General features: G+C 42.8%; 11 protein-coding genes and 1 pseudogene. 8 read left to right on the forward strand and 4 right to left on the reverse strand.

From position 1 onward, the window contains the following. Positions 1–590: 590 nt before the first annotated feature. The 3 genes from JCM14108_RS12735 to JCM14108_RS12745 all read left to right on the forward strand — a co-directional run bounded on the left by JCM14108_RS12735 (position 591) and on the right by JCM14108_RS12745 (position 3,322). On the forward strand, positions 591–1,409 hold the full coding sequence (locus JCM14108_RS12735; protein ID WP_035181304.1) for a CPBP family intramembrane glutamic endopeptidase: 819 nt from the start codon (positions 591–593) through the stop codon (positions 1,407–1,409). Positions 1,410–1,487: 78 nt separating this feature from the next. Beyond that, entirely contained in the window at positions 1,488–2,456 is a 969-nt protein-coding gene (locus JCM14108_RS12740; RefSeq protein ID WP_035181305.1) for a S66 family peptidase, read from the forward strand. 29 nt (positions 2,457–2,485) lie between these two features. Further along, a complete protein-coding gene (locus tag JCM14108_RS12745) occupies positions 2,486–3,322 on the forward strand; it encodes an alpha/beta fold hydrolase (RefSeq protein WP_035181306.1) in 837 nt (278 codons plus the stop codon). Positions 3,323–3,448: 126 nt separating this feature from the next. Here the strand turns inward: JCM14108_RS12745 and JCM14108_RS14165 are convergent, their stop codons facing one another. Genes JCM14108_RS14165 through JCM14108_RS12760 form a run of 4 tightly spaced genes read right to left on the reverse strand, consistent with a single transcriptional unit; the run spans position 3,449 to position 6,822 of the window. Further along, entirely contained in the window at positions 3,449–4,195 is a 747-nt protein-coding gene (locus JCM14108_RS14165; RefSeq protein WP_160168517.1) for an amidase, read from the reverse strand. Further along, a complete protein-coding gene (locus tag JCM14108_RS14170) occupies positions 4,144–4,644 on the reverse strand; it encodes an amidase family protein (protein ID WP_051996200.1) in 501 nt (166 codons plus the stop codon). The genes JCM14108_RS14165 and JCM14108_RS14170 overlap by 52 nt, the downstream gene beginning before the upstream one ends. Then, positions 4,631–5,560, reverse strand: coding sequence for a carbon-nitrogen hydrolase family protein (locus JCM14108_RS12755; protein WP_035181308.1), 930 nt, complete (start codon positions 5,558–5,560; stop codon positions 4,631–4,633). Before JCM14108_RS12755 ends, JCM14108_RS14170 begins: the two co-directional genes overlap by 14 nt. A 2-nt stretch (positions 5,561–5,562) precedes the next feature. Beyond that, the gene (locus tag JCM14108_RS12760; protein WP_035181309.1) at positions 5,563–6,822 is read right to left on the reverse strand and encodes an MFS transporter; all 1,260 of its coding nucleotides are present in this window, start codon (positions 6,820–6,822) and stop codon (positions 5,563–5,565) included. 172 nt (positions 6,823–6,994) lie between these two features. Here JCM14108_RS12760 and JCM14108_RS12765 point away from each other — a divergent pair, with 172 nt between their 5' ends. From JCM14108_RS12765 to JCM14108_RS12785, 5 genes and pseudogenes are all read left to right on the forward strand, one after another. Continuing rightward, entirely contained in the window at positions 6,995–7,717 is a 723-nt protein-coding gene (locus JCM14108_RS12765; protein WP_035181310.1) for a PucR family transcriptional regulator ligand-binding domain-containing protein, read from the forward strand. Beyond that, a complete protein-coding gene (locus JCM14108_RS12770; protein ID WP_035181311.1) occupies positions 7,714–8,121 on the forward strand; it encodes a PucR family transcriptional regulator in 408 nt (135 codons plus the stop codon). Before JCM14108_RS12765 ends, JCM14108_RS12770 begins: the two co-directional genes overlap by 4 nt. Before the next feature lie 124 nt (positions 8,122–8,245). Next, positions 8,246–8,866 carry a hypothetical protein gene (locus tag JCM14108_RS12775; protein WP_035181313.1) on the forward strand — a complete coding sequence of 207 codons (621 nt, stop codon included), beginning with the start codon at positions 8,246–8,248 and terminating at the stop codon, positions 8,864–8,866. A gap of 372 nt (positions 8,867–9,238) precedes the next feature. After that, positions 9,239–10,289: pseudogene (locus JCM14108_RS12780) on the forward strand (D-alanyl-D-alanine carboxypeptidase family protein). 39 nt (positions 10,290–10,328) lie between these two features. Beyond that, the gene (locus tag JCM14108_RS12785; protein WP_035181315.1) at positions 10,329–11,318 is read left to right on the forward strand and encodes an SGNH/GDSL hydrolase family protein; all 990 of its coding nucleotides are present in this window, start codon (positions 10,329–10,331) and stop codon (positions 11,316–11,318) included. Positions 11,319–11,359 lie beyond the last annotated feature (41 nt).

The following is an 11,359-nucleotide window of genomic DNA, read 5'->3' on the forward strand; positions in this document are numbered from 1 at the left end:
ATAATCACTAAGATTTAAAAACTAACTAACATAAGTGAATAAAAATGCTCACTTTATTAAAAGAAACGGTATTCATAATCTTAGGGCCAGAGCATTATCCTTAGGCTCTTTTGAGTATGGTGTTCATTAATAGTGAAATAGATTACGGATGCCGATCTCTGGTTAAGCATGATCGTGTCGACAAATAGAACGTGAGTGTTATTTAAAATGTGATTATTAATAACTTCTGGATCTCAAAAATCAATTTTCGAAAAAAGATGAAGTTTTCGTGAATTTACAGGCTAACTCTATGGCATATCAGCTATGAGTGGTCTTTCGATAGTTATTGACGATAATAATGTTCAGGGGGGATACTATGATTAACAATTGATAAACTGACGTTATAGAAGAAGCCCTAATAGAATTTGCCGTCACAATTGGCGCGATGCAGATGGCTTTTGCAATATTTGATGGGATGATGACTAACTGGTCAGTTAGTGAAATACTTTTTTGTTGTGTTTGTGTTCGGTCATGTTGTCATTGCCCGGGTTAAAGGATATTAATACGGAAACAATCACTCGTGCCAGTATTATTAGAGAGGTAAATGATCTATGAAAAAATTGGCGTTAATGAAAACTTCTAATCTAAAGAAATTGGCAAGCTTGTTGATTGCATTCATTCTTATTGAAAAAATCATTGAAAATGTCATGCTGGCTCCATTGTTAACAAAATCACCACTTTCCGAAATTACCAGTAATATTGTCTATGAGGGGATTAAGATTGCATTGGTACTTGGTCTTAACTATTTTCTGACGCGACAAATGATTCATCTTAAATTTAAAATAACAATTAAACAGGTAGTCTTTTTTATGCTATCGTTGGGATATCTGGCTCTTGTTATTAAGAGTGGTTCGCCTAAGTATTTTTTAGAAACGTTCGTCTGGGTCGCGTTAGCAGCTGTTTCTGAAGAATTACTTTTTCGTGGCGTAATTTTGGGAAACTTGATTGATTTAATGATACAGTGGACGACTCCCAACCGGCTGAAAATTTGGGGAACAGTTATCCTAGCGAGTTTGGTTTTTAGTTTGGAACATTTAACTAATTTGATGAATCAAACGTTACCGGTCACTATTTGCCAGCTGATTCAAACATTCGGGATGGGCGTTCTTCTTGCAGCGGTATACATCCGGACCGGCTCACTTGTAGATGCAATTTATTTGCATTTTTTAATTGACTTTCCCGCTCTTTACATTAGCCAATTTACGACTTTACGATCTGGAACTGCTTCACAGACATCACCACAGGTATCGCTTACCGGGTCAATCGTTATTGCCGTTATTTATCTATTAATTGCGATTGCGCTCACGAAATCATTTGGGCAACAGAACCGGCTTGTCAGCTTAAAACGTCAGATTTTGAATCATAAATAGGACCATGACTGCGTCTGTTGCCCGATTACCGCAACGTGCTACAATTAAACCAAAATACATACTAATTGAGGCGATTAGATGACAACTATTGGATTTTGCTCAACATCGACACCGATTACGGCAATTTCACCGAAACGGTTTGCCCGGGCAAAAGCGTTTTTGACGGGGAAAGGAGTTAAATTGATTGCGGGTTCTTTAACCGGAAAACAAGATTACTATCGTTCGGGTAGGATTCTTGATCGGGCTGCTGAAGTTAATCAATTAATCCATAATGATGAAGTCGACATTATTATGGCAACCATTGGTGGAACAAACACTAATTCAATTTTGCCTTATTTAGACTATGACTATCTTAAGCAACACCCCAAAACATTTGTTGGCTACTCCGATGCAACGGCATTATTATTAGCTGTTCAGACCCAAGCGCCAAACTGTCGAACCTTATATGGGCCAGCTTTAGTAGCATCGTTTGGTGAATGGCCGCCGTTTGTGGATGAGACATGGGCAGCGTTTGAAAAAATTATTAACACACAACCGGGGCATTCGGTGACAATTAAAGCGCCAACCTATTGGGATGATGAGGCGATTAACTGGAATAACTTTGATCGCCCTAAACAGCAACGGCCCAATCAATGGCAGTCAATTGGCGCTTCAAAACTAACCGGTCGGCTTATGGGCGGTAACCTCAATACAATCTATGGCATTTTAGGGTCGAGCTATTTTCCGAAATTAACGTCGAATGACTTATTATTTATTGAGGATGCCGAAAAGGATGCTGCAACCGTTGAGAAGAATTTTGCAATGATGCGGGCTGCTGGCTTATTTGATCATGTTGCTGGAATCATTCTTGGCAAGCATGCGTTATTTGATGATCTACAAACCAACCGAAAACCAATTGATATTCTATTAGAAGTCTTAAACAATCAGAAAATTCCGATTATTTACGATTACGATTCGTGTCATACGGTGCCAATGCTCACCACGCCATTGGGTGCTCAGACAACGATTGACGCGGCCAATGGAACAGTAGTCTTTTCACAGTTTTAACCCGTTAAATTCAAAACCAGGTGATTATTTTGCATTCAAACCAATTATTTCAAAACTTTAAAACCACTGGTGGCACGATGAGTTATTATTATCGGCCGCCTAAGGGCAATCACGCGACGATCATTTTTTTTCAGGCATTTGGTGGTGATTCAGATTACTACAACTTTAAAACGGTAATTGATAACCTGTCACAAGATGATGGTATTTTAACGTTTGATTATCTTGGCTATGGGCTGAGTGATATAACTGATCAACCGCAAACCTTACCTAACACAGTTAACGAATTCCGGCAACTATTTGCCAGTTTAAATTTAGGGTCGACGGTTATCTTTGCCCACAGTATCGGTGGAGTATTTGCTCTTTATGACTATCTGAATTTTTCAAATCGGGTTATTGCGTTTGTCTCGATTGAACCGACAACTTACGAAGTCGTTCATGCTCATCCCCAGGGAGCCGAGTTGTTTGCCGAAGCGGCCGATGAATTTCATCAGCTGACGCCTGATCAAAAAACTGCCCGGCAAAAAGATTTAGCCATTCAGGGAGATATCAACCCGTTATTGAGTGCCGAAGATACAGCTGCCAATACGAAAATTTTAGCCGGAAAAATGTATAACCGAAACTTGGTCGCACAAACGCAAAATTGGAAGGCAATATTAAAGCCGATTGCCAATCAAAAGTTGCCCAACCAATTACCAACCCTGCTTTTCTCAACACCTAATCGACAAGCCGAGTTTAAGCAGTCGGGATACGTAACCCAACATCCTAAGTCGCGGGTAGTTGTCTTGAAAGGAAATCATTATTTACATTGGCAGTATCCCAAACTGATTGCTACAACGACCGATCAGTTTATTAATAGTCTTGGATAAAATAAACAAGCATAATTAAAGCTAAAAAACACCTGATGCGAATTGCGGCTTTCTTCGTTAGAGATTCCGGAGAATTTTGCAAGGGATGCATCAGGTGTTTTAATTTAATGAACATGATTCGTAATGTCACTTGGCAATTGGTGACGGGTTTAAGAATGGCCCGATTTTTTTAATTAATTTTAATAAACTGACATCTGTTTCCGGTCCGGAAATTAGTGATAAACTGTCATCTTGATGATTAATCGTGACTGGTAAGGCTACCTGGGGAACGCCGGCTAGCCCGGCAATCGTGGTTAGCTGTTGTGTTTGGGCTCGAATCTGTTCGCCGGTTTCAAGATCGATATTCTTTTCAGGAGCCGGACCGGCAGTTGTTGGCAGAACCAGTAACGCCCGATTAGTCAGCAGGTCTTGTAAATAAATTGAAAAATCATTTTTTAAGGTGTACGCGCCATCCAACAAATAATCATTTTGGATCGAAGCAGCGAATTGAAAATGGGCTTTGATATCACTTCCAAGATTGGCGGAATGATTTTTTAGCCAGTTTCCATAATTGTGCCAGGCTTCAAATCCTTGGATTCGCTTAAAGGTTTGGTGGAGCTGGTGCAGATTAAACAGTGAAGGTAATCGCAAAGGCTTGATTTGTTGAGATGACAACCCGAGTAACTGCCCAATTAATTGGACAGTTTTAACGTAATTATCGGATAGGGCGTTGGTGATTGGGTCGGCCAAGTAATAAAGCTGGTGAGGAACCAGGACTTCACTGTTTGAATAGAGGGCCGCCCCTGCCTGAGCCAGGATCGTTGGATTGTTTGCCAGGAGGCCTACCGTATCAAAGCTGGTTGCAAGTGGTGCCACGCCATCCAATAACGCCATTTGGTGAGTAGCCGAAAGCCGTACAAACCACAATAACTGGCTGGCACTCTAATTGAGCCACCGGTATCGGTTCCAAGGGCAAAGTCAACCAATCCCGAAGCAACTGCCGAAGCGGATCCGGAACTTGAGCCGCCGGCATAACAAGTCGGGTGTTTCGGGTTTAGCGGGTCGCCATAATGCGCATTGCTTCCTTTAATTGAAAACATAAATTCATCGCTGATGGTAATGCCAGTCAGTGACGCTCCTTGGGCTAATAAGCGTCGAATGGCATAGGCGTTGTCGGCCGCCGGAAAATGTGTGTGCTGCCAGGTGGGATTGCCGAGGCCGGTAACGTGATCTTTAACGTCAAAGACATCTTTGACAGAGAAGGTTAAGTTGCTCAGTGGACCGGCTTTTACCGGTGACATTTCGCGGGTTGCATCGATATAGGGCGAATTAATTGTTAGCATATTGATCACTTACTTTCATTGATGTTTTTTGGGCAAGTTGCTGATACATTTTGGCGTAGATGTCGGGACGAAAATCGGTTTGACCGCCCAACCGTGGATTCGGTTGATAAATGTATCTGGACGCCAGCGATAAATCAATCGTTGTCAGGTTTACTCGGGTTTGGTTGGCTTGGTCGTCAGTATACTTACCACCAATGTAATAATGAGCTTCCAAGGTTTCCTGACCGGGGCCGACAACACTGCTGCCGCCCCAGAAATCATTGTACAGGTCTTTGCCACCCAAATTAGCGGACGCCACAAACAAACAATCTCGAATGACGCCAGCTTCAATATTGGTATTGGCCAGATATTTACCACGAATTTTGGCGGTTGCGGTGATGTTGACATAAAGCCGGCATCCCTGAGCCGCGTAAAATCGCATCAGCTCTGGAAAAGCCCAAGTATCATAGCAGATCGCACAGCCAACCGGTCCCCAAGGCGTTTTAATCATCAGTGGGGTATCTCCGCGGGCTGCCCAATTCGGTTCCAATCCAGGCAGGTGCATTTTCCGGTAAGCACCAATTAACCCGTGGGGGCCGAAAACAGCCATGGTGTTATAGATTTGACCGGAGATTGTGTCCCGTTCCGGCATCCCCACAAACGCATAGACGCCATACTTACGCGTCACTTCTGAAATCTGATCGGTTGCCGGTCCCGGAATCGGTTCAGCCAGCTTTACCTGCATTTTATTGTGAAACGGGACTTCTGGTTGGTCATCATAGCCGGTTAAGGCCATCTCAGGTAATAAAATAAAGTCAGCGCCTCGTTTGGCACTACTTTCAATCAGGCCAATAATTCGATTCAAATTTTGAACTTTCTTTCCCCAAAAGGCGTGAAAAGTTACAACGGCAATGTTGGCAATATCTTTTTGTCTCATAATTAAGCCTCATTTCTGATTTTGGTGGTTTCGTTTGTTAATAGGAAACAGAGTGCTCCAACAAGCAAAAGGCCGGCGCCCAAGTAAAATCCAATTGTCATGCTGCCAAATTGATCTGCTATCCAACCGGTGAGGTAAGGGGCCAGAATTGAGCCACACATTCCAATGAAGTTGAAGGCTGAAAGCGTTGTTGATAAATAGCGGGAATCGGACTGCTTCGTAACGAAGGCAACCAGGATTGGGTCAATTGCCAGCTTTCCGGATAAACCATAGATGATCAGCGCGCCGATTAAAACAGCACGATTTTGTGTAAACCCGACAAGCAGTAGTGAAATGGCGGCTAAAGGAACTAAGAACCAAATCATCAGCTTGGCATGGTGAAAAGTATCGTAAACCTTTGCGAAAATCAGTGCGCCCGGAATTGATGCCCAAGGAACCAGCGATGAAATAAACCCAACGGCAGTTCCTTTGAAGCCCCGCTCAACTTGTAAAAATTGTGGCAACCAAGTCAAGACAACAAAGTAGGCGTAAATCGAACAGAAGCACAGAAAGAAAGTCAGAATCAAGTTTCGATTTGTAAAAATCAGTCGCAACTGGGTCGTAACCGGTTCAACCAATCGCGGCTGAGTAGTGCCGGTGGTGGTTGGCCGTTCCTTTAAAATGATAATAAACAGCACTCCGACAACGACGGTTGGCAGTGCAATTAATAAAAACGGTAACTGCCAGTGTTGGTGGTGCTGAAGAACCAAATAACTGGATAAAAGAAAGCCCAATGAAGAACCAACCGCCATCCCACTGTTAATAATGGCCGTTCCCAAGGTCAATTTGGAAATTGGGATGGCCTGACCACTAAGCGCGTACTGCGGACCGTAATAACTGCCTTCACCAATTCCGGCAATTGCCCGAACGATTAGAAACATACCAAAGGTCGAAACAATCCCGGAAAGAAAGGTCATGCCGCCAAATATTAGAAACCCGATCATAATCATGAGCCGTTTTCCTAATTTGTCTGCCAACACGCCAAACGGTAATTGGGCAATTGCGTATGTCAGAAAAAAGAGACTGCTGACAATCCCCAATTCGGCGTTGTTGATGTGAAAAGTCCGGGCAATTTGGGGCATCACCGGATTTAAGATTGTCCGATCCGCGTAAATCAACCCCCAACCGGTAAAACAAAGTGCAACGACTTTCCACCAACTCCGGTTTGAAGCTAAAACAGGCTGTGACGCCGATACTGTTTGAAAATTGTTTGTTCTTTCCATCTAATTAGCCTCCGTTTCCTGAGAAAGTTATTCATCAAATTAAAATATATGTTATATTATGTAACATATACTACCGCTTTATTTTCAAAATAAAAAGGGAATCATGACTAAAAAAACGCTACTTTTTATCTAAATGTGATAAAAAGTAACAATAACGATGGAGATGAATTAAATGATTGCACTATTTGATCTGATACGGGCACTGCCTGAGAAAAGCTGCCTGCCACAAACCGATGCTGATTTAACCAATTATCAAGTATCGGAAGTAATGGTAATGGCAACGCCGGATGTTAAGGAATGGCTGATTCCGGGGGAATTGGTGTTAACAAGTCTGTTTGGATTAAATGCTAACCAGCAGGTAAAGTTGATTACCCAGCTTAGTCAGTTTGGGGCTGCGGGGCTGATGATTAAGACTAACAGCTATTTGAAAGAGATTCCTAAGCGACTGACAAGCTTGGGACAGAAGCTGGGATTGCCGATTATTAAAATTCAAGCAATTACTTATCGAAAAATCATTGATTGCTTTCAACATTTAAAGTCCGAACCGATTCATTTAAAGGAGTCACTGTTTGACCCGAAGGCAGCCCACCTATTAACGAATTTATTATCAGGTCGCGGAATTACCAAGGATCAGGAAGTATATTTGAGCAACCGACATCTTACGATAACCACTAAGTTGCGATTGGTAACTTTATTAAGCAGTCGTCAGCCGGTTAAAAAGCTCCAAAAATTAATTTTGGCGGTTCAAAATCGGCTGCCGGAAGTCGTTATGGGGTTACGCGGTCAATATTTATACATTTTGGTGGCTGATCGGTTAGACTGGCGATCGCTGTTAAACGAGGTCGTCGCCGAATTTTCACATGAGACGTTCTTAATCAGTGGGCAGATGATTTGAATCACGTTCGGAATTTGGATAAACAAGTCATTAACATGCGCGCCTTTGTCTTGGCAGCTGGCAGCCAGTCTCGTATCGTCAGCTTTGACGAACTTGGGATTAATCGACTCTTTATTGAAGAAAAAACAGCTTGGCTGGCCAAAACTTTGACCTTTCCTCAACTGGGGACGCTTCAAAAGCAATCGCCCGAGTTGTTTGAATCATTGCAGTCTTATTTTCTTTACAATCAAAACGTTACCCAAGCTGCCAAAGCGCTCTATATTCACCCAAAGTCGCTGCGATATCGGCTGCGTAAAATTCAAACTGATTTGGGAATTAATTGGCACGATGCCGATCAACTCCTTTGGCTGCACCTTAGCTTGAAATTTTTAGCCTTAACGGCAAAGGGGTTTGAGATTGATTGATCATTTAAAAAGCCGAAATAAAGCGTCACAGCAGTTCTGTGTTAGCGATTACAATTTCCAGTCACAATATTTGCGGCTGGGTGTGCTTAGGGGTTAAATTGGAGACAGAAAGGAGGGACAAGTCATGTTCAATTGGGAAATTAACGAACCGGATGAATACAGTAAAAGTGAACATGCCCACTTTGTTGATTTGACAACTCGAAGTTATATCACTGCCCAAGGGTACGCAACCAAGCATACCGATGACCCCGAATTTTTAAGATTAGCCAAAGCGGCCGCTCGAATTTCAAAAACAATTAGTGGTGGCCCGGATAAAGACATTCCAATTTCCGGTTTTAAGCCTTATGTGCCATACCCTGTTCAAGCTGTTTGGCAGCAGGATGAAGGCGGCGAACGGTTTAAAATTTGGATTAAGCAACCGTTGTTTGTTGACGAGGCAGCTTTTCAGGCAGCGTTGGAAAAGATTCACTTTGTCGATACCAAAAGTGAAGAACTCCATTTTGAAGAATTGGCAGAAGGTTTGGAAGCGCAGACGATCAATCACGGTCCGGTTAAGGACGACAGCTGCCAAGCCTTTCAGGTTTTAAATAAAGCTATTCAAGAGGGTGGCTTTAAGCGGATTCGTGAAAATGAGTATCGGGAAGTTTACATTGACAGTTTGCCGGTAACGCCGGACAGCCTGGTTTTGGTTCGGTTTGCGATCAGTTTGAGTGGTCAGCCGGCTCCCGATATGGTGCATAATTGAGATTAAGTAGTGGCAATGGTGTTATGTTAAAAGAATTGCAGCAATCATTAAAAATCAGATGTTTAAGCAGCCGTCTCTGTGCCGTTTAAACATCTGATTTTTAGTGGCTTTTGGCCAGTGAGTTTAACTGATTTGTAACGGAAATGGAATGGAAATTACCCTGCTTTGAATATTTTGTGACGGCTTTGTAACCTTTTTGCGCTATGATAGATTACATTGGTTGAAATATAAGGGGGAAGATTTTCATTGAGAAACGTTAAACGAATACTTATTTGGGGTGGCCTGGGGCTGTTAACGGCCTTTTGCGGGCTGGCGGCTCAAAGCCCGATCAGCGCCAATGCGGCCGGATACCGGGTAGTTAAGAATGTTTCGATGCATAAGACGGCTTATCACCGAGCTGCGCGAAGGGTTACGTTTATAATTTAGCGCATACCAAAAAGCTGCATGCACTGAAACATTACCCATATACAACTTGGTATGCCACCAGAAAAATAACCTTGAAGCATGGCAGTCAAAAAGCGGTTTACTACAAGGTTAAAAGCGGGTCAACCGGTGCTAAAGGCTACGTCTGGCACCGGTATTTGAAAAAGGGTAAAGCACCTTTTGGACTTAAGTACGCGAAAGCAGCCGTTGCTATGGATGAAAAAACCGGTAAAATTCTTTGGCATAAGAACATGAATACGCCGCGGGCAATCGCCTCTATCTCAAAATTAATGACTTTATACCTTGTGGATCAGAAGGTTGCCGGTAAAGGCACTGGGTGGAATAGTAAAGTAAGGACATCTTACACCGGACTGAAATCTCTGGGAAATTCTTCTGTCTACGGTGGCTTTCGTTTCACCAAAAACAGTTATACGGTTAAGCAATTATACGAAGCAGCTTTGATTGAGTCGTCTAATAATGCGGCAATTGCTCTGGGACAGTGGGTTGCCGGTGGCGCTACACCTGCCTACAATCGGCGGTTTGTTAAAATGATGAATCAGCAAGCTAAAAAATGGCATTTAGGTAAAGCATCGTTTGTGACCGCAAACGGAATGGAACAAAATGCCCTGAAGTATTATGGTTATACGACTTCCGGCGGGAATGCCAATCGGGTTTCGGCCAAAGACGTTGCCTGATCGCCAAGCACCTGCTTGCGGATTATCCGGCAGTCTTGAATTACTCGAAGCTGGGATCACTCAAGGTCGCCGGTCAGCGATGCTATAATTATAATAATTTGTTGCCAGGAAGGGCCTATTACCAAGCATCGCTTAAAGTTGATGGTTTAAAGACCGGTTTTACCGATTTGGCAGGCTATTGCTTTGTTGGAACCGGTAAAAAGGCTGGTCATGATCGTTTGATTACGGTCGTTTTACATGATGAAAATGAATTTACCGAAACCCGATCGTTGATGAATCATGTTTATCGCAACCATAAAATTTAAATTCAAAAGCTTCAACTTTTGATTGTAGAGAGGGAATTGATGATGTTGAAAACCGGTTTACGTAAAAAATTAATGGGGTTGTTTTTGCTGGCGGCAGGATTTCTAGTGGTTCAATTTGTTGGTGGTAAAAGTGCGGCTGCCGCCAAAGTGGATCCCAATTACCGCATTACCACCACTAAAAAGATTAATTTAAGGACCAAGGCCGTTAATTTTAAGAATAAAACGGCCATTTGGAATTATCCTTACAGATCAAATAAACGAGCCAAAAAGACCCATTGGCTTAAAAACTATGCCAACCGGTCCCTAATGGTTACCAAACAGGTCAGGCTGAAGAAGGGGCTGCAGTATGATTACATACAAGTTGCCAATAAACCATCCGTTTCCGGTTGGGTTTATTCAAGTTATTTGAAGCAGATGACCATGGTTAGTTTGGGGGATTCAATCACCAAGGGCTGGACCGGTGTGTCGTACGCAACCACGCCTTATCCACAGATTGTTGCCAATCAGCTCTATGTCCAGGATACCAATCTGGGCCAAAATAACGGTAAGGTTGCCGGTGACACGGCTTTGGATTTAACGCAGAATGTGACAAATACCAGTTTTAAAAATTATGATATTGCGACAGTTGCGTATGGGGTTAATGATTATTTTCACTCTTCATTGGACGATGTTACCCAGACATTGGACGAGCAAATCAAGGCCATTAAACGCCAGAATCCATCATTACAATTATTTGGTATTCTACCATTGGATTGCTACGTCACCCAATTTGGTTCGGATCAGATGTCAATTGCCTACGATACGGTTGGCTACCATGATTATACGTTGGGCGAGTTGTGTGACGCGGAAGCCGCCGTTTATCAAAGTAATGGTGTGAAGTATCTGGATTGGCGAACTGATGACGCGGAATTGGTTCCGTCCGCAATTGATACCTCGATCTTTGGTGATGGCAAACTGCACCCAACGCAAACGACTTATAATCAAATCGGGACAGACATTGCCACCTTTTTAAAGCAAAACTTGAAATAATTCATCTTGAGAAAGTGGGGCGAAGTTGCTTTTTAGCACGC

Source organism: Lentilactobacillus farraginis DSM 18382 = JCM 14108, from assembly GCF_000583655.1.
Lineage (GTDB): Bacteria > Bacillota > Bacilli > Lactobacillales > Lactobacillaceae > Lentilactobacillus > Lentilactobacillus farraginis.